Genomic DNA, 21,571 nt, shown 5'->3' on the forward strand with positions numbered 1-21,571 from the left:
TATAACCTTTTCCATCTTCCTTTTATTTTTCTAATAATTCATATTTCATTGATTTTTACGCATGCTAGAAACGGAGGTGATTTAACATGGCTAAACGCAAGTCAAACCACGTCATTCCTGGAGCTAACGCGGCTAGCGCTCAAGGAAAAGGAGCGGGTTATAATGAAGAGTTTTCAAATGAACCATTAACGGAACAACAGAAACAAAATAATAAAAAACGCAAAAAAAATCAATAAAACAATCTCTTATTGGATATACTAATTACTAGTTAGAAAAGCAAAATCGTTTAACTCCATGAAATCTAACGAGAAGGCGTCATTATATGTGACGCTTTTTTCCTGTTCCCATTTCCTGTTTTTGTTAAACCTATTTTTAGAAAGGGGAATTTTTCATCGGATAAATTCCCTGTCACTATCCTACCCTAATAAATGAAAGGGAGGCTTTAACTATGAACAAAAACAGCAGCAAAGACATCAGAAGAAATGCGCCAAAAAGCAATTCTGGACAGCCAGAACCGCTAAGTGGATCTCATAAAGTGAAAAACCGTAAGCATTCTCGCCAAAAACACAATAGCGGACATGATATGTAAAACAGCGGCAAGCTCTCTACAGAGCTTGCTTTTTTATGCGCAGACAAGACAGCTAGTACTTCAAGCTTATTCTTTGCGCAGGAGTTCACTAAGTACATAAACGCGCATATGATAGTAAAGTGAAACACTTTAAATAATGGAGGAACGCAGAAATGAAAAACAAGCGTCTGCCAGCAGACCAAATGTTTGTAAAAGGCTTTCAAGAGTTATTAGAAGTCATGCTTTCAAATCCCTTTATGAGTTATTTAGATTATGATTCCGTTCGTATAGATTTATTTGAAACAGAACAATCATTTATTGTCGAAGCTGAATTATTAGGGTATCACCCTAAGGATATTATCGTTCAGATACAAGCTGACCACTTACAGCTGACAGCCAAAAAATACTGCATTAGAGAATTTCATGATGAAAAGCAAGGAACGCTTGCAAGAGAACAAATGGAAGAAAGCGTTGAACGTACAATCGACTTTCCATTTCCATTGATGAATAAAAAAATTACCGCTACATTTAGTAACGAAATCCTTGAAATTACGATTTCTAAACATGAGACAAATAAATCTAATCAGCAAATATTCCCTATCGAGTTCCAATAAAGCTGCAGATGTTGTCTCTGCAGCTTTATTGGAACTATTTAATTGTTTATTTAGCACATAGTTTTTTAAGAATATTCTTCTTTTCAAAACAATGGGATATCTAATTTATTTTACGGCACACTACTAAAAAAGAGTAAAAGGAGAACGTTTATGCTTCATACTGCTTGGAAAGGTAAAATCAGCTTTGGATTAATTGATATCCCTATTAAACTGCACGGAGCAATTGAAGAAAAAGATGTAAAGCTGCGCACGCTACACTCCGTTTGCCATACACCTATTCATCAAGAAAAACATTGCCAAACGTGTGGACGAGAAGTAGAATCCGATGAACTGGTTAAAGGATACGAAACCGCGACCGGTCAGTTTGTTGTACTTTCACAACAGGAAATTGACAGTGTCAAAGAACCCTTTGCAGCAAACAAAGCTGTTGAATTGTTACACTTTGTATCGTTAGATGACATTGATCCCCTGTTTTTTGATAAGCCCTACTATATTTCTCCTGGGGAAACAAGCCTAAAAGCTTATTATACTTTATTAAATGCACTTGAAATAACGAATAAAGTCGGTATTGCGAATGTATTTTTATATTCCAAACAGCAAATGGCAATTATTCGTTCCGTGGGCGGATCTCTTGTTCTTCACACGATGCATTTTGAAGAAGAGCTTCGTTCAGTCACAGATGTGCCTAACTTATCCAGTACTTCTTCCATTAATGAAAGTGATACACAAGTGACGGTGGAATTAATTGATAAGCTATCTACTTCTTTTAATCCGTCTATTTACAAAAACAACTACCGAGATGCCTTACAAAACGTCATTCAACAAAAAATAAATCAAGGCGAAGTTACAAAAGGCAGCGGAAGCGAAGAACGAGATATTCGACATTTAATGGAAATGTTAAAAGTGAGCATAGATCCTTCTACTTTACACCCGACAAAATCAACAGCAGAGAAAAAAACTTCATCCTTAAAAAAGAAAGCATAAAAAAGCTAACGAATTTCTTCGTTAGCTTTCATTTGCAACAGAAGTCTTAGGAACAATAGTTCCATATGACGCCGGTATTTTTAAATATTGCGTTACTTGATTATTTTCTACAAAGACAATAAAGTTATCTTTTTTATCTTTTCCAATACCTTTTGCTTTTGCTTCAGACCACGTGAATCCCAGCTTTTCATTTACCTCACTGCGAGTCGTTTCCGGTCCAAAAACATATACTTTGTCCCATCTAAAATCACATAATTCATTAAAATCAAGGATGGAAGCTTCTTCTTTACTTTGATTTGTTTTTTTAATTTCATTAATTACAGTTTGCTGAAGTTGCGCTTGGTTGCGTTCGCTGTATACCCTGTCAATAAAAAAAGTTGCCAATAGCGCTACTAACGTGAATAGTAGAATCTTTTTCACTTCGTTGTCCTCCTGAAACGTTCTCTGCACATGATACGACTTCTTTTTGATACGGTTTTATTCTCTACTATTCTAGAAAATTCAACAGGAAAATACAACTAAAATCTCGAAATGTCATCAAAACATAAAAAACTTAACATTATGTCAACGCATAAAAAAAGACTTGTTCACTTTCTATCTATTCACCTACTCAGCGCTGAAAAAATGTGGTGCTACCGTACAAATAGCTTCAATAAATTCTTCTACTAACCCTTCTTCTCCCGGCAAAAAAGGCAGCGCACCAACTCCAACACATTCAATACTTTTATAAAAATGATGCTGCTTATAGCCCTCTGCTTTCCCTGGAAACAGCACAATCGCTGTTTGTACCGGCTTTATTCCATTTTCCTCTACAATAGCGTCTCGGTAACGATGCATGGTATTAATATCTTCTTCTCTAGGTGAAGGCGTATCGTGATTTGGTTTGATACGATACTTAGCGTCAAAAAGATATACACTTTTTTTCTCCCCTTGCTTTACTTCAAGCAGTAAGTCAGGCTTTTGAATAACGGTATGAGTATGATGGTATGCTTTCTGATACCATAGCGTGACTTCTGCTTTCCCCACTCGAAAACGATGATAAGACGGCTGCATCCTAACGTTCAACCCTTGTTCTGTCGTTGTCATGATGTTTTGTTCTATCCGCTTGCCGTAAGTTTGCAACTTCTTTAAAAGACTAACATACGTCCAGTATTCATAGAGAGTTGCGATATCTTTTAATGAAAGGTGGTAAAACTCTCCGTTAAGAGCCAATCCTCGCGTTAAGAACATAAAGTATCTGCTTGCTTCCCGGTAGCGGGGTGCCGTACGCAGTGTAGAAGGAAGAATTGAAGCTTGTAGGGTCTTCACCCATTGCCAAAACGCATTATTTAACAGTCTTTTTAATTCGGCATGATTAGTTTCTAGAGCCGATACGGCTTCTTTTTTTACATATCTATCTTCTATCAATTTGTCAATTAGTGCAGTTAGCTTATGATACAGCTGCGTCATCATCCATTTTACACTTTGATTTTCCAGATTATCATAGGTAGACACGTGCCTGGTGCCAATCGCTTTTGTGGGTACTACTTTTATATTTCGATTAATTTTAATCCCCCTGCTTGAAGATGCAAGATAGGTAGGGTGGGTTCGGACAAATGATATAGCACGGCTATCTTGTTTTTTTATTTGATCGCCTCTCATGAGCTCATGTTCAACTTTTACCGATTGAAATGGCTGATTTTCAATCTGACGCACAGAATGAAGAAAGGGTTTCATATAGTGAGAGAGAACATGATAAAATTCCGTCCATGTTGCTTGCTTAGACCAAACAGATTTTGCTTCAATATATGTTTTACGAAGCATATCGTATGCCAAATCATGAATATATCCGTTCACTTCATCAACCATGTGTACATAATCTGTCTTGTAGCTCATCTTTGAGGGGAAAATTTCAAGAGTAAAGGAGAGCTCTTTTTCTCTTTCGCTGTAAACATGAAATGTAGAATACCCTACTTCATTTTGAAAGCTTATATTTCCCGTCAAAATGTAGGGAAATCCTACGCTTTGAAAGCTTTGTTCAACTGCTTTTGAATCGTGGTTAACAAACAGGCTTGTTTCATTTTTAGAAACAACTGTAATTTGATAGGTTTCATTTTCAAAAAATAAAGGCTCAAGCGGCGGTTTTGAGGTCATCATGCCTTTTGTTTGATTTAATACTTTTACATGTGTAATTCCTTTTCCTGTACAAGAAAAAAACATCACTTCTTCTGCAGATTTTATTTTTTTCTTATTTTTCCCTTTTATAACCACCGTACACGTGTCAGTTTCAATTTCAACGTACGGTATTAATCCAAAATGACGTGTATCCGTATACTTCAAAACGTCTCATCATCTCCATTATTTTGCGTGCGCTTTTAGGAAATCTCATTCCATCTGCATTTACGACAGCTGTCTCAAATTCATCATCTAACAGCGTATTTGTACAGTAATAATAAAGGTTTTTTAATAAATCAAATGTGTACCCATCGCTTCCTGAAATACGAGGCAAAACTTTTTGCAAAACCTGAAAATCGAACGCCTGATCAAATGTAAACATTCCGCTTTTCACCGCGTAAATTAAATAAAAGCATATTTCGTCGCGTACGCGGTAACCTATTTGCAAATCGACTTCTATAAGCATCTCGTTGACAGTTAGCAATTCATTTGTTACTTCGTGAATGAGCTCAGCATGTTCAACATACGCATCTTTTAAGTGAACATATTGACTTTGAATTTGTACATTTTGAATGCCGTGCTGAGACGGATCTCTATCATCTAAAAAATCAAAAGAATCTAGTTGAATCTTATTTAACTCAATTGTGTTGGTACGATCTAACAACTTTTGACTAAACCCATGAGTTGTTTCATCCATATTAATTGTACCGATAATGAGAAGATTGGATGGCAAATAAATATCTCGGAACATCTTATGTCCCGGGAATAACGGAGCCGTTTTGATTTTCTCTTTTGACCAGCTCCTGCTTTCCATCACGCTTAAAATGTCGCTAAAATAATGCTCAACTCGAGCTAAGTTCATTTCATCCAATATGGCAACATATGTGTAAGCTGGATGCTGAATGGCTTGCTGCATAATCGACAGAAACGATCCTCTGCGAAAATCTCCTCTTAAATCAATATATCCTAATAAATCTGAACTATCGTGCCAATCGGGTCGAACAGGAATGAGCACTTGTCTTCCATTTTCAATCGTGGCACCGATACTATCTGCTAAGAGCTGAGCAAGCTTTGTTTTTCCTGTCCCGCTCATTCCTGATAAAACAATAAACGGTTTGGTCTTTAAAGCAAAGTAGGCGTTGGCTATATCATGTCGTTCATATGTAAATCCAGATTTCCTAATATACTCATGAATATGGACGATGGCGTCTTTGTCCCCCATCATCTCTTTGCTCATTCCGTATGTTTTTATATACTGTTCATGCATACTTAACAGTAAATGCAAGTCCTCTTGCAGCTGATCATTGCTAGGTAAGTCTGCTATATTGTAAGGAAGGTAAAGAGCTACTCTATCCTCAAAGCTTTTCGCTTCCATGCTTGTACCAATGACAATATGATTATCTTTCAATACGCGGGCATGTTCAGGAGTAAAAAATCGAATGTCTTTCAGATCTGTTCCTTCTTCTGAGTCTCCTCTCAACATGACTAAGTAAATACGCTGACCGTCTTCACTGAATAAATACGCGACCATCACGTCACTCTCTATATTCTTATTCGCAAGGGTCACGTAAGGAAATGTTTCAGCGTGGTGTCCCGATATACGCATTTCTTCTCGATTTATATGCTCCAATCGATAAAGAGAAATCGGAAGCCTGCGTGTAAGCATATTTTCTATTTCATGTTTTACAAGTACGTCTCCACCCATTTGTTTATAATGTTCCGCTACATACAGCAGCCGCTCGCGCAAACTCATCGAATTCTCTCCTTTCTGCCTTCACTGCAGTTTGTAAAAATAAAAAGCATCGTCAGCTGACCACGCAAAAGGTTCATTTCTTTTATTATAGACGCTTTCTTCGTATAGTAAGCTATTTTATAACGTTAGGAAACACTACATTATTCTTTTCTCTACATACATGTTTATGTTCATTTTAATGAAACATGACAGAAAAGAAAAGCGTTAGGGGCTTAATGAATGAAGGGGCAATGATATGAACAGAAAAATAAGCAGCTTGTGTGCCCAAGGATAAAACACCCATTATGCTACATGATTATTTAACATCTGATGCTTTTGGCTGAGTAAAGAAAAAGATAAAAATAATAAGCGGCAGGGCGATAAGAAAAATACTCGTCTCTGAAGGTCTTACTGTAGGTATATCCGTTAATGACATTTTAATCAGTCCTTTGTAAATTTTTCAACTAAGTCAGGATTTACATAAAAATGTTTTGATACGGTACGATGAAAAAACTGAGAGGATTGATTCAGTTCACTTAATGCAGGTTCTGTTTTGGGAACGCCAAAAATAGGTCCGCTTACGTTAATGGTAAACCTTCCAGAAGAAATAAAGGCGCCCGACACATTGATCTGGTTATTAAGCAGCAAAGCCGCAAGAAACACATCAATCATATCAATAATAATATTAATTCCCACATTTCCGTCTTTTCCTTCGATGCGACTGGTTCCTGTAATAGGTCCGCCTACTGAAACACGAAAAGCTCCGGGTGTCACAAATACTCCTATAATTGTTATTTGGCCAGTTAATAATAATATGGCTGTTACTACATCCAGATCTCGTTGAATGGCAAAGATAAGTTCCCTTTCTTTGTCAAAGCCGCTTTTCCATTCCACATTCTCCACACCCTTAGCACATACTATTCTAAACACGTGTAAGTGTTATTCTAATTCTGCTTTTTCTTTTCTCACTCGCGCTCCGAAAAGTGTAAAACAGATTTTACTGCGTCTTCAATTTCTTTATATCCTGTACATCTGCATATATTGGAAGCCAACCACTCCTTTATAATATCGTCACTGCCTGAAGGATGGCGTTTGGAAAGCAAATGAGCATTCATAATAAAACCCGATGTACAATAACCGCACTGAAAAGCAAAGTGTTCAATAAAAGCTTTTTGCATAGGTGAACTCTTCAGTCCTTCTATAGTCATTATTTCTTTCTCTTCTGCTTCTGCCGCTAACATGAGGCAGGATTTCATTGGCCGCTGATTTATCCCTACTGTACAAGCTCCGCAGTCTCCATTTAAACAGCCTGGTTTTGCTCCGGTAAGGCCCAGCTTTTCTCTTAATACGTAAAGCAGCGTATCTGCTGTTCGGATATCAACCATTTTTTCTTCCCCATTAACCTTTAGCTTAACTGTTATTCTATACCCTTCATCTCTTAGCACATTATGTTCCTCCCAGCTCTTTGAAAATATCAATCAATAAATTTTTAATCACAAATTTGCGATATCGATCCGATCCTTCTCCATCATTTAAAATTGGAGCCGGTATATACTCAAGAGCAGTTTGAAGTCGATCTTCTAATGGAATGTCTTTCTGGTTTAGCACTTTTTCTACTTCAGCTGATCGAAAAGGAAACGAACATACTCCGCTGAAAGCTACTCGAATGTTTTCTTCTGTTTTTAAAGCTGCTACTGTAACTAGTGGATATCCTGTATCCCACTGCTGGCGCTCCTTTATACTCATATACGGGAGGTCAGCATACTTTGTTTCAACAAACACCTGAACAAGCAGCTCTCCTTTTTTTAGCTGCAAACGCCGCTGAAAAAGATCGTGAATCGAATGGAGCTTTATTCCACTGAGATCTGCCACTGCGAGTTGACTATCCGCTAAAAGGAGCGGCAATACGGCTTCTCGATAAAAGATATGCCCACAAATATTTCCTCCCAGCGTTATTTTATTTCGAGCCGTGTGATCAGCCACTTCGCTAGCAGACTTACTTAATAAAGGAAATAAGTTTTTCTCTTCCAGTTCAGTCAACGTTACACCTGCACCAAAAATCATCCAGTCTTTATCGACTTCTGCTTTTTGAAACTCGGGTATATTTTTTATATCAATGACAGCATGGGTAACAAACAAACCCAACCTGCCCAATGTCAGAATTTCAGTGCCTCCAGCATAATAACGCGGCTGTTTGCCTTGATTCTCTAACTCTTGAAATAAGGCAACTGCTTCTGAAACGGTAGCAGGTTTGTGATATTCAAAGTCAAATGAAATCATCAGCATTCCCTTCTTTCATTCTCCAAATTAATTCTGGAATAAGCGGAAGGTGGTTTAATTCTGTTTCTGCTGCCACCGTTAAGCTGTTTCCTAAAGAAGCCGGCATACCAAGCAGCCCGTGTTCTCCGACTCCTCTAGCTCCGTAGGCCGCATCTAATTGAGGCGTATGAACAAATTCTACTACGTACTCCGGATGCTCTCCGTAGCGAAGAGGACGATATTTCCGAAGCTGAGGGTTTAAAATACGACCATTTGAATCAAACCAAAATGTTTCTCTTCCGGCAAACGATAGGCCCATACTCATCGCACCCATGACTTGCCCTCTTGCCATTTTCTCGTTTAACACGGTTCCTATGTCAATAACAGAGACTGCTTTTACAATACGATATCTATACGTTCTAGGGTTATATTCCACTTCAACTCCTTCAGCTGCTACCGTCCATTCAGGACCGGGACGCCCAGCTCCCGTTTCTTTATCCAAGTAGGTCATCCCTCTTAAAATATAATTGCCCCTCCCTATGATTTGCCCTCCAATTGCATTTCCGTTCGGATATTTATAACCATATACAATTTCTTTAAAGGCCAAGGAAGTTTCAGGCTCATCCCGTAAAAAAACTTTTTCATTTTTTATTTCGATATCTTCCTCAGAAGCTCGAAATATACAAGAAGCTATCTTTTTTAATTGGTTAATCACATCTTCAGCCGCTTCTAAAACCGCTCTTCCTGCCATAAAAGTGCCTCTGCTAGCCACCGTTTTCCAATGTTCAGGAGTCGTTTGAGTATCTACTTCCATTCGCACATGAATACGTTCCACGGGCATCTGCAATTTTTCAGCCAGTATTTGCGCGAGCACTGTTTTGGTCCCCGTGCCTAATTCAATAACGCCAGACATTAAATTCACGCTTCCATCAGGATTGAATGTGAGAATAACACCTGAACCTGCGTTTGTTTCAATAGTGGAGGTTTTCCAGACGCAGCTAATCCCTTTGGCAGTAATAAGGCCGTTTTCATGAACTATTCTCTGCCCTTCCTCCCATTTCATTAGCTGCTTCAAGCGACGAATACATTCCGGTAAGTTACCAACGCTGCTAGAAGTTAAACGTACTTGCGTAGGCGTAGTATCGCCCGGCAGAATAGCGTTTTTTTCTCTAAACTCCAAAGGATCTATACCTGCTTTTTTAGCAAGGATGTCCATCGTGCGCTCAAACGCAAATAATAGTTCCGAATGGCTAAATCCTCGAAATGGAGAAGCGTAAGGGTGATTTGTATATACACATAATGAATCACAAAAAACATGTTCAAGACGATAAGGTCCCGTACAGTCAGCTGCTGCTGCTTTACTCAAGTCCGTTCCTTTATCTGCGTAAGCACCGCTGTCGAACAAATAAAGAATGTCAGCAGCCTGCAAGAGTCCCTCTTTAGAACAACCTAGCTTGATTTTGGCATCTAGACCTACGTGAGCAGGCGAAGTAAGCATATCTTCTTCTCTTGTGTTCAATATTTTAACCAGCCTTCCACCCACAGCTTTTGAAGCTAGATAAGCAAGCAGCTCCAGCTGAACAGCTGCTTTTCCTCCATACCCTCCTCCTACTAGCGGTGTTTCAACGATCACTTTTCCCGCTTCAATTTCAAAGTACTCACTGATTAATTTTTTCACCATAAAAGGAGCTTGAGAAGAAGTGATAATTTTAACTAATCCATTTGGAAGGATTTCAGCAGCGGCGCTTCTTGTTTCCATTGCCGCGTGATCTGAAGGAGATAGAGAAAATGTTTCTTCAACTATTAACTCACTTTTTTGCCAACCTTCTTCTATATTGCCTTTTCGAATTTTAACTCTGTTTGCTACGTTGGTGCCGGGCTCTGGATACACCGTTTCATCATGCTTGTAGATGTGCATATGTTCATGCACTAAAGGAGAATCAGGCTTAATAGCGGCGCTAGGAGAATGTACGACAGGCAACGGCTCATATTGAATATGAACAGAACTCGCCGCACGCTCAGCGAGCGCAGGAGTTTCTGCTACTACTAGGACTACGGCTTCTCCGTGATACCGCACTTTTTCAAATGCAAGCGGTCGCCGGTCACGAACTCCTTCCCCGGTTAACGGCAAATGCTCACCCGTCACAACCGCGTGAACACCGGGAATAGCAATCGCCGCTTGGACGTCTATTGCTTGAATCCTTGCATGAGCGTAAGGGCTGACTACTATTTTGGCATGCAGGGAGCCTTTAAACATGTAATCATTTGTATATCGAGCCGTACCCGTTACTTTTTCCAATGCATCTTTTCGAATAACGCTTTTTCCAATGACCTCCACTCTTTTCACCTCCATCAATCAAAACAGTCGACTTTTCTCTTTGTATATCTTTTTAATGCGCTCATACGCTTGTTTTGTATCAACATCCATAAAAAGGCAAGCGTCGGTCCATTCATACAATATTCCATTTTCAGGTCCGCTTTGTCTTATGATTTTTCTTGCCCCTTGATCTCCTTGCAGCTTATCCAAGCTTGAAAACATTTGTTTTGAAAATAAAACCGGTGCTCTGGAAATTCCTTGATAAAAAGATGAAATAAATGGAACAGAAAAATGTTTTTCAAAAAGAGAAACAAATGTATCTATCAGCACGATGCTTATAAGAGGCTGATCTGCCAACAGCACAATAATAGCATCAGCGTTTAATTCTTTTGCTTTTTTTAATCCGCATTTTAAAGACGCAGACTGACCTTTTAAGGCGCTACTACAAGAAGTATGACTCCACTTCTGCTGATATGCTTCTGAAAAAAGAATAGGGTCAATCCACTCAAGATGATCTCCTTTCTTAGTTACTACTATCGTATGATTTACTTTTGAAGAAACCGCTTTTCGTAAAGCTTTACTCCCCAAACATCCATTCCCTAAAGGCAGCAGCAGTTTATTTCTGCCCATCCTTTTACTAGCTCCCGCGGCAAGATAAACAGCAACAATATTTAACCCGGACATTTTCGCCCCTTTTTTTCATCATACATTCGGAGGTTTTGAATTAATTCAGCAAGAATACTAACGGCAATTTCCTGCGGTCCTACCGCTCCTATAGAAAGTCCTACCGGCGAATGAATGCGTGATGAAATATCAGTATTCAATAATCGAAGCGTGCGCTTTTTAGATCCTAAAACTCCTATATACTTCACAGGGTTTGATTTTAATAGCGAGAGAATTTCTTGATCGCGATAAAAATTATGCGTCATGATCACAACAAAATCATCGCTTTGTATGGACAGCTGTCTGTCTACTTCCTCTGGAAATCCAATATGTATTTCCTCTGCTAGCGGAAAATGTTCCTTATTACATAAAGCCGGTCTCCAGTCGCATAAGGTAACAGAAAACCCCGTATTGGCAGCAAGTGATACTAAATATTTTGCATCGGCGCCTGCTCCCCAGATAATTAGACGAGGCTTTGGTTTATATAGATGAGCATATGTGAGCAAGGAGCAATTTGAAAGTTGAATACCGCTCTTTCTCCCATTCCAATCATCTGTTGCAAAAAATGATGCGTCGCTATTTCCACCAAATATTTCGCCCGTCTTTTCTACATAAAAAGAGGTTGTTTGAATAAAGTTTTTTTCTAATTTTTTAATATGCAAAACAGAATTTCGGTTATCTAAATGACGTTTCACCCGCAAAAGATTTTGCTTCATCCTCACAGTTACAGGTTCTAGAAGAATATAGAGAATTCCATTGCAGCCTGCTCCTTGTCCCCATCCTACATCACCTTCTTCTTTTAAATTGTACGTAACGGTTAATACGTGCTCAGTGTCGAACAACTCTTTTACGCGCTCAGCAATATCTGCTTCTACACAACCAGCGCTTAACATCCCAATGTTCTCCCCATTTTCTTGGAACAGCATGGACGCTCCTTCTTTTAAATATGAGGATCCTTCTACATGAACAATCGTTGCCAACACACTTTTTACTGTTGATGTGTTTACAGCATGTAAAATATCGTGCATTTTTATTATTCCCTCCTTTTCCTGTCGAGGTTTTAAAATCTTTTCACGTTTTACACAGAACTACAATACGCTACAGTAGACCACTTCTGCTCTCTGAATGAATCCATGTATTATTCATATTTTCAAAGAAGCTACAATAAGCTTTTAAAGACTTAGAAGAACTGTCGTTTGAAAGGAGAATAATATGCTATTCGACTCAACAAAAATCAACCTAGGAAAATTGAACGTTCGCAGTGCTGATCAAGCAAGCAGTATTTCTATTGGAAATACGTCAAAAGTTACAAGATATGTCACATCAAAGAAAAATCAGGCCTTCGGACAGCAGCACGCTGATCAATGTTTTACAACGGGATCTGCTTACAAAATTGTAGATAATGATTATGTAGATGCATTTGCAACAAAAAATGATAAATAAGGAGGAAACTATATGATTTTTTCGCCTATGGTCATTAACTTACAAGCCTTCAAAGTGAACGTTTTGGATAATTCATCTGTTTTAAGCATAGGACCTAATCAGCAGCTTGATGTGTTCGTATCTTATAAACGTAATCAAGGTCTGGGAGAATCAAACGGAGATTTTTCTCCGAACGTAACTCCGTTCTCATGGATTATAGACTCAGATGTAAATGATTCAAATTCAGTTAAAAATAGCGTAATTTAATTTTTTCATCTCCTCTACCTCTACTGCGCACAACTAGCAGCATATCTTCATCTATTCATCTATTAGCATTCAATCGGAAGCCTAATAAATATAACCTGCATCTGAACTGGCTATATTTATTAGGCTTTTTCTATGAAATGGGCACTTTTTGAAAAGATGATGGGCTGTCAATTTGATCTCGATCATCGACACAGCTTCTCGTTCCTATAAAGCCGCTATCATCACCAAAATTTTGCCCAAATCCCTGTGTTTTTTTATCTGAATTATTCCAGTCTGCTAGTAAATTCTGTCCGATATTTACTGCAGACGCATTTTCAAAGGAATTTATCTTTAGCATTAAAATATTAATATTTATAGATGCACCTGCCATTTAAACCACCCCCTTTTCAAACTATATTCAAATTCCATCTTTTTATGATGTGTGGTAAGGAGGAAACCATATGGACTTTGATAAACTTATGCAGTGGATGGAATTTGCTAAAAAATATCAAACAAATGACTTTTGGAACGGTGTTTTTGATCAAACTGCTTTTAACGAATTTATGAAAGAAAATATGGATATGAATGCTCCTGATTCATATCAGGCACCTCAGACTTCTAAAAGTACTTTTCCACCTGTTGACATTTACGTTACCCCACATGAAATCATTATTATCGCTGACTTGCCCGGCTATCTAAAAGAAAATTTGCACGTGTCTGTTTCAGGCAGCCGGCTTTTGTTAAAAGGCTCAACGCACCCTCTCATCACAGGACAGCCGGTTGTACAAGAACGACCTTCTGGAGACTTTAACCGAATTATTGAATTGCCAGAGCCTACGGATGCGCATCATCTGCGTGCGAAATTTGAAAATGGATTGCTTATTCTTTCTTATCACAGGCAGTTTTTCCAAGAAGAACGTATTCACATTGAATAAGGCTTAGTAGTTTTATGAATGAAATTCAATAATTCACATAAGCATTTATAAACGCAAAGAATTTAACGTGAATTTCCAAACTGGACCCATTTATATTTATCTAATTGTTATTACATCGGAAATAAGCCCAAGATGAGGAGAAGCGAAATGTCTATGAAAGGATTTTTCAACCCCAAACAGACTAACCAACAGCTTCATACTGAGCTAGCGGACTTCAAACATCAAATCAAGCGTATTAACACGCTTGAAGTTCACATGAACCGTTTTCTAAAACTCGAACCGCAAATTGGTTCTCTCATAATGCTCAAAAAAAAGCTGGAGGCTCAGCCCTCGCACTCCAATGATTCTTCACCTTCACAAAGAAGCACTCATAAAAATGCTGAACATGCATATGCAAAAGATAAGAAAGAGATTGCTAACCAGCTTCAATTTTTAAAGGAAAAAGTAGCGCAATTGGAACAAGTGATCTCCATGCAACCCCCTCGCGATAAAAAGATAGACGCTGTACCTTATATGGATATAACTCGGTTAGTTGAACAATCTGTAGAAAAACAAATGGCTCCTTATATCGAAAAAATGACCGAACTAGATAACAGAGTTTCAGCATTAGAACGCAGCATGTCGCTTTTAACTGAAGTACAGGTGGACATGCTAAAACGAACGTCTTCCCTTCAAGAAGAAGTAAAATTGATTCACCAAAAAGGCACACTTTTAGAAAATGCTCCCCCGCCTATTCATATTGATAAATTTTTTCTTGATAAATACGAACAAAACAACAATATTGGCCAAGTTGGCATTAAAGAACTCGGCGGTACTTTAAATATCGGAGCTACATACGGAAGCGGAGCTATACCAAAGGATTTCACGGACCAAATCCAAAAAGACATGGAAGAGTTAAAAAACGCTAAATCAGATATTTCTTCTGGTAAAACGAAGCCTGCACAAGAGGAAAAAGAGAATTCTTCTTCCTCTTTCGAAAAAGAAGACACGTATACGGAAGTTCCTATTTTTGATGAAGATGATCCAAAGGAAGAGTCAGTCTAAAAAAGTCATAAAATTATATGTAGTTATGACTAGAATTTTTGCAAGCTATTCTTTACACTATAGGTAATAACTTCAAAAAAGGAGATATGCTGATGCCAAAGCTTTTATGGAGAATAGGTGCTGTCATGTTGCTAATGTGTGGAGGCTTTATCTTTTTATTTATTGCTGCTTCGCAAATGATGGTTCAGCAATACAAACCTTTTTTTAGACGCGAGAGTGCATAACTCTCGCGTTTTTTTATTGAATATTATCCTGTTTATGGTAATATACATATATATATATCAAAAAGATATAGGAGAGGAAAATAAATGAAGGAGAATCAAACAACATATGCAATTTTAGGACTTCTTACCACGGAATGCAGAACTGGTTATGAAATTAAGCAGTTAATGGATCGAAGTTTAAATCATTTTTGGAAAATCAGTTATGGCCAAATTTATCCCACTTTACAAAAGCTTGTGAATAATGAACTAGCAACGGTCAATTCCGTTGCTCAAACTGATAAACCAGATAAAAAAGAGTATGTAATAACAACTAAAGGAAAAGAAGTTCTGCAAGATTGGCTGCGTGAACCTATTAAGCAGCTCCCTTCCGAAAGAAATGAAATTTTGTTAAAACTCTTTTTTAGTAGTCAGCAAGAAAAGCAACTCACAATTTCCCAGTTAAAAAACGCTCAGCAGAAACTAACTGAACGTTATCACATGTATTGCGGAATCGAAGACAGCATTTCTAACAGCCCTTCTCCCGACAGAACGTATTGGCTTATTACCCTAGACTACGGTAAACGAACAACGTGTGCTTCGATAGAATGGTGCAAAGATACGATTAATAAATTATATGATGAGGAGGCGCATAATTTATGATTCATTCCAATCGTGTGATGGCTAAGCCCGGTCAGGAGTTGGTTGTCTTTGTTATAGGAATGCGCATTAATAAATGGATAGCCGTACACAAATGGTTCCCTGTATTTAAAGCAATGCCTCCTATGATTCGCGAATTGTATACAAACAAAAAACTTGGCTTTTTATCTTTGCAAGGATCTTTTAATTTAAGAACCATCACGCTGATTCAATATTGGGAGTCAGTTGATCAATTGACCTCCTATGCCAAAGGTCCTCAACACTTAAAAGCTTGGAATTCTTTTTATAAACAGGCTTCAAAAACGAATGCAGTGGGCATTTATCATGAAACGTACGTCATTCCTACAGGAAATTATGAATCAGTATACGTGAATATGCCTTTGTTCGGTTTAGCTAAAGCGCTTGGATCTGAAACCATAACGAAACATACTCAAACTGCCAAAAAACGTTTGAATGTTAAAAAGCCGCTTTAACTAAAAGCGGCTTTCGTTATATTTGTTATACATATATTTTCAGCATTTGATTGGCACCTTTTTGAAATTCATACGGGACGTCTGCTATTTCTGTTCCCTTTACTAGAGGCGCAATCTCTTCTAACAGCTGCGGCAAATAGGTAGAAATCTTGCCGCTCAAATTCGTTAAAGGAAATAAACGTACTTCCTCTTTTGTAACGCGTATCAGTTCTTTTAAAGCCTCTAAATGAAACGTATAATCTAAACGGTCACTGTACATAAATAAAAAGTTTGCACAAAGCGTTAAATCAAACTCGTTCTTTTGAAACGGCAAATTAGGAAGTGCTCCGTACTGATAGGCTTCAGGATTCTTTTTCATATGAGCAATACAATCTTTTAATGCTCTTTTTCGATGTTCAGTTAAATCATCAATAGACGAAAAATACTTCCACACATACTGTTCCTGTACGTGCTGCATTTGATTCATCGTATGAATTAAATCCAGGCTTCCTTTCTTTTCAAGCTCTTCTGCCGTAAATTTATAGGCAATATCACAGCTAGTAGCCTCCATACCTTGCTGCAAGGCATGAGCAGTAAAAGAACAGGCCCCGCTAGCACAGTCTAACACTTTTTTTCCTTTTAAATGCTTTTCATTCAAATTAAACATAGCTCTATACTCTTCAAACGTTCTGCCGATAAAAACAACTCGGTCAATTCCTAACTTTTTCTCTGCTAAACTCAACTCTACTCAGCTCCTATCTTTTACTTAGACTTTCATTTTACAGAAAATTGGGTTAAATTCCAATAGTTTATGTAGTAATTAGTTTAACCACTATCTTTTGAAGGCCTAAAAACAGGCTCCAACACATAACTCCTATTGATAAACTCATAAACAAATGAAGAGAGTTTTTTAAGCAAATATAGACGACAGCAAGTAGTAAAATAGTGCCTGGCAGTCCATAAAGAACGCCGAGTGTAAACTGACTGACCACTTCCTTTTTTTCTCCTTGCACTGATAACCATATAATACTTAGTAAGCTCACAATTGGAAGGGCAGCCACAATTCCACCGTATGTCGGAAATCTTTTGGCCATTTCTGTTACCCCTGCAATAATAAGAGCAGACATTAAAATTTTGATGATACTATACATGTTTTGCACGCTCGCTCAATAACTGAAAAGCCTGTTGAATCAGCTGTTTTTCAGATGCTGTCATTTCGCGTAAAATAGCTGATACTTTTTCTTCATCCAAGCTTGAATTCCGTTTTAACAGGTCTTTTCCTGCTTCTGTTAAATGCAGAATTACTTTTCTTTCATCATGTATATCTCTATTTTTATATACATACCCCTTATCAATACTTCTCTTTACGTGTTCAGATGCCGTATTATGTGAAACGTGTAAATAATCCGCAATTTCTTTTATTCCAACCGAAGATGATTTATCTATATGCTGTAAAAGACGTATTGTTTGGTGTGTAATTTTCTCTTGATGCGTATAGTGCAAATGATAATAAATAGACGTCCAATAACTGTTTAACTCTTCTACTTTCATGATCCTGCTCCTTTATATCGTATTTTTAGTTATTATCGTATTATACGATATATATATATTACAGGAACAACAGCCAGGTTTCAATACTACCTTCTTTTTATCTGACATCTCACATAATAATACGATTTAACAGTTACACTAATCGTACACACTGTGAAAGGCGGTTGTATGACATTGATTCTTCGACTGTTAAAATGGGTTCCGAATCTCTTTACGATTGGAAATTTGCTAAGCGGCGTATTTTCCATAGCTTTTAATATGAATAGCTACGAACGCTTAGCTGCTCTTTTTATTTTTCTAGCCGCTTTTTTCGATTTATTTGACGGCAAAATTGCGAGAAAGCTGAAAGTTAACAGTGCGTTTGGTGTAGAGCTAGATTCTTTGGCTGATATTATAAGCTTTGGCGTAGCGCCTGCAATGCTATTTCATACTCTTTCTCCCCACTCTTGGCTAACCGTACTTGGTTTTATGATTTATCCAAGCATGGGCGCATTAAGATTAGCTAAATTTAGTGCAAATCCAACCATAGGTTATTTTATAGGGCTTCCTATTCCTTTTCCCGCTCTAATTATCGCACTGCTTGGCATGTTTTATTACGTAAACCCTTACCTTATGATTATTTTAGCTATTTTGATGGTTAGCCCTATTCGAGTGATGAAAATTTAGATGCAATAAAAGACAGACAAAATGCCTGTCTTTTATAGTGCTGTCCATTCTTCGAACAGCATTTTATGCTTGAATTTCAGCTCATGTTCTCTTTTTTCAAGCTGAGCTTGTAAAGAGAGCCACTCGCTATTATCAGGTGCTGAGCATAATTTTTCTTCAAGGGACAGTAAGGAATCCAGTACGTCTTCAAGCTGAGCAGCCACTTCTCTTTGCTGTTTTATGTTCATTTTTTTCAACAGTAGTTTTTCATTTTTCTTCATTTTTTTCACCTCTTTCTTTTCTTTACCCAATGTTGAGTGTTTTAGTATAGAAAGTATATGGTTAAAAATATTTCTACTGTAATAAAGATTCTTTAATAGCTTATTTTATTTTTAATGGTCATTTAGAAGATAGTTTAATAAGATTATTGCATCTGATACAATTAGTAATACTTTTACAAACCGTGATATACTTAAAAAAAGAAAGGATGATGAATAGAAAATTATGCTGCAAAAATTTGGTTTTTCTCAGTATGAAAGTCAAGTATATGAAGCGCTGCTTGCGAATGATGGCCCGCTGGATGCTAGTTCGATTGTTACGTATTCGCATGTTCCAAAAGCAAAAATTTATGAAGTGCTTAATCGTTTAATTGATAAAGGTATTGTAGTAAATACATTGTCCGGGAAAAAGAAACTTTACTCAGCGGTAGCCCTTCAAACCGTCATTCAAAAACTTACTGCTGATTTTGAAAATGACATTAATGAATTAAAAACATATAAAATTAAAAAAACGTTTACAGATGACCATGTTTGGAGTTTAAAAGATAAATCCTCTATTTCTGCCCATATTGAACAATTGATTCATGAAGCGGAATCTTCTATTATTTTATCCGCCTGGAATGATGAGTTAGAACATTACCGCTCATTGCTAGAAGAAAAAGAGAAACAAGGCGTAAACGTCGAGGTCTTAACCATAGGAAACTTGCAGACTGCCCTCAAACATTTACATACATTAAATCCAATAGATGATCATAAAAACCTTGAGCCGTCGCAGTTGATTATTGTTGACGATGCTTACCTTTTATTTGCCGGCATTGAACATGAGACATGGAAAGCAATAAAAACCATGTCGCAGCCGCTTGTAAAAGTTTTTGCTGATTTCTTTTATCATGACGTTGCACTTACCCATATTACAAAGAAATATCAAGAGCAGCTTCTTCAAGATTCTGAGATCATGGAGCTGCTTACTCGACTGCGATATTAAAAAGGTTACTAATTCATTAGTAACCTTTTTAATATTACCTATTGAAATCCTTTCTAAAAAAGGTTACTATTCTAGTTGTAACTTTTTAAAGAGGGGGTTTTTTGATGAATAAAAAAGTTTACATACTTGCGATTGCTTCCTTTGTTGTTGGAGCGGTCGAATTAATTCTAGGAGGCATCTTAGACTTAATTGCCGATGCATTTCATGTATCATTAGCAAAAGCAGGTTATTTAATCTCTATTTATTCGTTTGTTTATGCCTTGTCTGCGCCGATTTTACTAAATGTGACGGCTAAGATAGAGCGTAAAAAAGTTTATATGTGGACATTATTTATTTTCTTATTGAGCAATGTATTTTCAGCCTACAGTTCAGGCTATTATATGCTACTGATTGGACGTATCCTTGCTGCTGCGAGCGGTTCTTTTATCATTGTACTATCTACCACAATGGCTTCTAGAATGGTAAAACCTAAATACCAAGGCAGAGCAATTGGCATCGTATTTATGGGAATCAGCGGCTCACTTGTTTTAGGCATTCCTCTTGGTATTCTGATTGGAAATGCGCTTGGCTGGCGTCAAGTATTTGTTATGATTGCAATTTTGACTGCCATTATTATGATTACCGTTTGGTTTACAATGGAGCGTCTAGCTCCTGCTCCAATTGTACCGTTAAAAACTCAGGTAAAAGCTTTACGCAATAAAAAAATGCTCGCTATTCACCTAGCAACATTATTTGTACTTGCGGGCCATTTAACGCTTTATGCGTACTTCACACCATTTTTACAAGAAACACTAGGATTAAATACAATGATGGTGACCATTATTTATGGTATTTTCGGTCTTGCTGCCGTGGCAGGAGGAGGACTTGGAGGAGCTGTTTCTGATAAATGGAACCCTTCTTCATCTGTTATCACCATGATTGCTCTCTTTTTTGTTAGCATGATTGCTATGCCTTTTGGCGTTCATTTGCCATTCGTTGTGTTCTTGCTTCTTATGATCATTTGGAGTGCGCTCAGCTGGGCGGTCTCACCGGCTCAAAGCAATTTAATTATTCATAGTGCACGCGACACGTCGGACATTTTAATCAGCACCAATGCAGCGATTTCACACGTAGGAATTGCGATCGGCTCCTATGTTGGAGGAATTGTCGTTAATCAATACTCTGTTATTTATAACGGCTGGGTCGGATCTATTTTTGTTTTGCTTGGTCTTTTCTGCTCTCTTTATGCGGTAACGCGAACAGAAAGCACAGCAGATACGCTTCACAGTAAATAAGCTTTTATAAAAAAGCGTACACACATGGTGTACGCTTTTTTTGATTATGATGGGTCTCCATGCATTTCAGCTGCAAATTGAGATTCGGACATGACGATAAAACCATGCTTTCTTAGCAACGCAGTCGTTACCCCTTCACCGGCTAATTTAACATTTGAAAATGCTCCGTTATATATATGTTCACTTCCACATGAAGGGCTGTTTTCTTTTAGTACAATAACAGTAGCTTTTATTTCTTTTGCGATGCTTAGTGCCTTATAGGCCCCGTCTATGTATATATCTGTCACGTCTTTTCCCGATCGTTCAATAACTCGCGCATTTCCATTTATTACGTCTTTTCCCGTTCCTTTTATAATTTCTGCCGGTTCTCTAGGCGTGTGAAATCCACCTAACAGTTCCGGACACATCATCACCGCCTCTTTATTTTCAACGAGCGCTTCAATTTCCTTAGCTAAGGCACTGCTTCCATTATATCTGCAAGCTTGACCTGCTAAGCAGGAACTAACCAAAATCACAGAATTCTCCCTCCCATAAAAAAACACTTCTCATTCATCATACAAAGAATATATGATGAATGGAAGTGTTTAC

The 21,571-nt window shown here is 37.7% G+C and carries 29 protein-coding genes; 14 read left to right on the forward strand and 15 right to left on the reverse strand.

All coding sequences use genetic code 11. From position 1 onward, the window contains the following. Positions 1 to 86 precede the first annotated feature (86 nt). From sspO to OK414_RS13455, 4 genes are all read left to right on the forward strand, one after another. A complete protein-coding gene (gene sspO, locus OK414_RS13440) occupies positions 87 to 236 on the forward strand; it encodes a small acid-soluble spore protein O (RefSeq protein ID WP_013083371.1) in 150 nt (49 codons plus the stop codon). Between the two features lie 212 nt (positions 237 to 448). Beyond that, positions 449 to 589: a small acid-soluble spore protein P gene (locus tag OK414_RS13445; protein ID WP_013057256.1), complete on the forward strand. Its 141-nt coding sequence runs from the start codon at positions 449 to 451 to the stop codon at positions 587 to 589. Positions 590 to 741: 152 nt separating this feature from the next. Beyond that, the gene (locus OK414_RS13450; RefSeq protein ID WP_263045838.1) at positions 742 to 1,182 is read left to right on the forward strand and encodes an Hsp20/alpha crystallin family protein; all 441 of its coding nucleotides are present in this window, start codon (positions 742 to 744) and stop codon (positions 1,180 to 1,182) included. Positions 1,183 to 1,332: 150 nt separating this feature from the next. After that, positions 1,333 to 2,166, forward strand: coding sequence for a Ku protein (locus OK414_RS13455; protein ID WP_013057258.1), 834 nt, complete (start codon positions 1,333 to 1,335; stop codon positions 2,164 to 2,166). 21 nt (positions 2,167 to 2,187) lie between these two features. Here the strand turns inward: OK414_RS13455 and OK414_RS13460 are convergent, their stop codons facing one another. The 9 genes from OK414_RS13460 to OK414_RS13500 form a co-directional block, all read right to left on the reverse strand. Next, the gene (locus OK414_RS13460) at positions 2,188 to 2,586 is read right to left on the reverse strand and encodes a hypothetical protein (protein ID WP_013057259.1); all 399 of its coding nucleotides are present in this window, start codon (positions 2,584 to 2,586) and stop codon (positions 2,188 to 2,190) included. 186 nt (positions 2,587 to 2,772) lie between these two features. Beyond that, positions 2,773 to 4,485, reverse strand: a complete 1,713-nt coding sequence (locus tag OK414_RS13465; RefSeq protein WP_263045839.1) for a restriction endonuclease-like protein — start codon at positions 4,483 to 4,485, stop codon at positions 2,773 to 2,775. Continuing rightward, positions 4,439 to 6,073 carry an MrcB family domain-containing protein gene (locus OK414_RS13470; RefSeq protein ID WP_016764319.1) on the reverse strand — a complete coding sequence of 545 codons (1,635 nt, stop codon included), beginning with the start codon at positions 6,071 to 6,073 and terminating at the stop codon, positions 4,439 to 4,441. The genes OK414_RS13465 and OK414_RS13470 overlap by 47 nt, the downstream gene beginning before the upstream one ends. Positions 6,074 to 6,493: 420 nt before the next feature. Then, a complete protein-coding gene (locus tag OK414_RS13475) occupies positions 6,494 to 6,946 on the reverse strand; it encodes a hypothetical protein (RefSeq protein WP_029322049.1) in 453 nt (150 codons plus the stop codon). Positions 6,947 to 7,017: 71 nt separating this feature from the next. Further along, positions 7,018 to 7,497 carry a (2Fe-2S)-binding protein gene (locus OK414_RS13480; RefSeq protein WP_034651629.1) on the reverse strand — a complete coding sequence of 160 codons (480 nt, stop codon included), beginning with the start codon at positions 7,495 to 7,497 and terminating at the stop codon, positions 7,018 to 7,020. 1 nt (position 7,498) lies between these two features. Next, complete coding sequence (locus OK414_RS13485) at positions 7,499 to 8,332, reverse strand: FAD binding domain-containing protein (protein ID WP_263045840.1); 834 nt, start codon at positions 8,330 to 8,332, stop codon at positions 7,499 to 7,501. Then, positions 8,319 to 10,649: a xanthine dehydrogenase family protein molybdopterin-binding subunit gene (locus OK414_RS13490; protein WP_170943839.1), complete on the reverse strand. Its 2,331-nt coding sequence runs from the start codon at positions 10,647 to 10,649 to the stop codon at positions 8,319 to 8,321. The genes OK414_RS13485 and OK414_RS13490 overlap by 14 nt, the downstream gene beginning before the upstream one ends. An 18-nt stretch (positions 10,650 to 10,667) precedes the next feature. Continuing rightward, on the reverse strand, positions 10,668 to 11,312 hold the full coding sequence (locus OK414_RS13495) for an NTP transferase domain-containing protein (RefSeq protein ID WP_263045841.1): 645 nt from the start codon (positions 11,310 to 11,312) through the stop codon (positions 10,668 to 10,670). Then, positions 11,300 to 12,319, reverse strand: coding sequence for an XdhC family protein (locus OK414_RS13500; protein ID WP_263045842.1), 1,020 nt, complete (start codon positions 12,317 to 12,319; stop codon positions 11,300 to 11,302). The genes OK414_RS13495 and OK414_RS13500 overlap by 13 nt, the downstream gene beginning before the upstream one ends. Before the next feature lie 184 nt (positions 12,320 to 12,503). On the opposite strand from OK414_RS13500, the gene OK414_RS13505 reads away from it, so the two are divergent. Further along, positions 12,504 to 12,734: a hypothetical protein gene (locus tag OK414_RS13505; RefSeq protein ID WP_034651616.1), complete on the forward strand. Its 231-nt coding sequence runs from the start codon at positions 12,504 to 12,506 to the stop codon at positions 12,732 to 12,734. Between the two features lie 12 nt (positions 12,735 to 12,746). Next, positions 12,747 to 12,980, forward strand: a complete 234-nt coding sequence (locus OK414_RS13510) for a hypothetical protein (RefSeq protein ID WP_013057270.1) — start codon at positions 12,747 to 12,749, stop codon at positions 12,978 to 12,980. 130 nt (positions 12,981 to 13,110) lie between these two features. Here the strand turns inward: OK414_RS13510 and OK414_RS13515 are convergent, their stop codons facing one another. Then, positions 13,111 to 13,350: a hypothetical protein gene (locus OK414_RS13515; RefSeq protein WP_013057271.1), complete on the reverse strand. Its 240-nt coding sequence runs from the start codon at positions 13,348 to 13,350 to the stop codon at positions 13,111 to 13,113. Positions 13,351 to 13,420: 70 nt separating this feature from the next. Between OK414_RS13515 and OK414_RS13520 the strand changes: the two genes are divergently transcribed. From OK414_RS13520 to OK414_RS13540, 5 genes are all read left to right on the forward strand, one after another. Continuing rightward, the gene (locus OK414_RS13520) at positions 13,421 to 13,894 is read left to right on the forward strand and encodes an Hsp20/alpha crystallin family protein (RefSeq protein WP_263045843.1); all 474 of its coding nucleotides are present in this window, start codon (positions 13,421 to 13,423) and stop codon (positions 13,892 to 13,894) included. A gap of 147 nt (positions 13,895 to 14,041) precedes the next feature. After that, positions 14,042 to 14,938 carry a hypothetical protein gene (locus tag OK414_RS13525; protein WP_258358324.1) on the forward strand — a complete coding sequence of 299 codons (897 nt, stop codon included), beginning with the start codon at positions 14,042 to 14,044 and terminating at the stop codon, positions 14,936 to 14,938. Positions 14,939 to 15,030: 92 nt separating this feature from the next. After that, a complete protein-coding gene (locus OK414_RS13530; protein WP_013057274.1) occupies positions 15,031 to 15,162 on the forward strand; it encodes a hypothetical protein in 132 nt (43 codons plus the stop codon). A gap of 84 nt (positions 15,163 to 15,246) precedes the next feature. Next, positions 15,247 to 15,801, forward strand: coding sequence for a PadR family transcriptional regulator (locus OK414_RS13535; protein WP_016764331.1), 555 nt, complete (start codon positions 15,247 to 15,249; stop codon positions 15,799 to 15,801). Continuing rightward, positions 15,798 to 16,271 (forward strand): DUF4188 domain-containing protein, encoded by a 474-nt coding sequence (locus OK414_RS13540; RefSeq protein WP_263045844.1) that lies wholly within the window; start codon positions 15,798 to 15,800, stop codon positions 16,269 to 16,271. The genes OK414_RS13535 and OK414_RS13540 overlap by 4 nt, the downstream gene beginning before the upstream one ends. A gap of 25 nt (positions 16,272 to 16,296) precedes the next feature. Here the strand turns inward: OK414_RS13540 and OK414_RS13545 are convergent, their stop codons facing one another. The 3 genes from OK414_RS13545 to OK414_RS13555 form a co-directional block, all read right to left on the reverse strand. Continuing rightward, positions 16,297 to 16,992, reverse strand: a complete 696-nt coding sequence (locus tag OK414_RS13545; RefSeq protein ID WP_263045845.1) for an SAM-dependent methyltransferase — start codon at positions 16,990 to 16,992, stop codon at positions 16,297 to 16,299. 67 nt (positions 16,993 to 17,059) lie between these two features. Next, on the reverse strand, positions 17,060 to 17,401 hold the full coding sequence (locus OK414_RS13550; RefSeq protein ID WP_016764334.1) for a DUF3147 family protein: 342 nt from the start codon (positions 17,399 to 17,401) through the stop codon (positions 17,060 to 17,062). Further along, positions 17,394 to 17,801: a MarR family winged helix-turn-helix transcriptional regulator gene (locus OK414_RS13555; protein WP_016764337.1), complete on the reverse strand. Its 408-nt coding sequence runs from the start codon at positions 17,799 to 17,801 to the stop codon at positions 17,394 to 17,396. The genes OK414_RS13550 and OK414_RS13555 overlap by 8 nt, the downstream gene beginning before the upstream one ends. A gap of 174 nt (positions 17,802 to 17,975) precedes the next feature. Here OK414_RS13555 and pssA point away from each other — a divergent pair, with 174 nt between their 5' ends. Next, complete coding sequence (gene pssA, locus OK414_RS13560) at positions 17,976 to 18,467, forward strand: CDP-diacylglycerol--serine O-phosphatidyltransferase (protein WP_170943840.1); 492 nt, start codon at positions 17,976 to 17,978, stop codon at positions 18,465 to 18,467. Positions 18,468 to 18,499: 32 nt separating this feature from the next. Here pssA and OK414_RS13565 read toward each other — a convergent pair whose 3' ends face one another. Next, the gene (locus OK414_RS13565) at positions 18,500 to 18,727 is read right to left on the reverse strand and encodes a hypothetical protein (RefSeq protein ID WP_034651602.1); all 228 of its coding nucleotides are present in this window, start codon (positions 18,725 to 18,727) and stop codon (positions 18,500 to 18,502) included. Between the two features lie 223 nt (positions 18,728 to 18,950). On the opposite strand from OK414_RS13565, the gene OK414_RS13570 reads away from it, so the two are divergent. Together OK414_RS13570 and OK414_RS13575 are read left to right on the forward strand one after the other, a co-directional pair. Continuing rightward, entirely contained in the window at positions 18,951 to 19,709 is a 759-nt protein-coding gene (locus tag OK414_RS13570; protein WP_016764340.1) for a TrmB family transcriptional regulator, read from the forward strand. Positions 19,710 to 19,813: 104 nt separating this feature from the next. After that, a complete protein-coding gene (locus tag OK414_RS13575) occupies positions 19,814 to 20,983 on the forward strand; it encodes an MFS transporter (protein WP_264363535.1) in 1,170 nt (389 codons plus the stop codon). Positions 20,984 to 21,027: 44 nt separating this feature from the next. Here OK414_RS13575 and OK414_RS13580 read toward each other — a convergent pair whose 3' ends face one another. Further along, positions 21,028 to 21,498 carry a DUF523 domain-containing protein gene (locus OK414_RS13580; RefSeq protein WP_263045846.1) on the reverse strand — a complete coding sequence of 157 codons (471 nt, stop codon included), beginning with the start codon at positions 21,496 to 21,498 and terminating at the stop codon, positions 21,028 to 21,030. Positions 21,499 to 21,571 lie beyond the last annotated feature (73 nt).

Source organism: Priestia sp. JV24, assembly GCF_025910025.1.
Classification (GTDB): domain Bacteria; phylum Bacillota; class Bacilli; order Bacillales; family Bacillaceae_H; genus Priestia; species Priestia megaterium.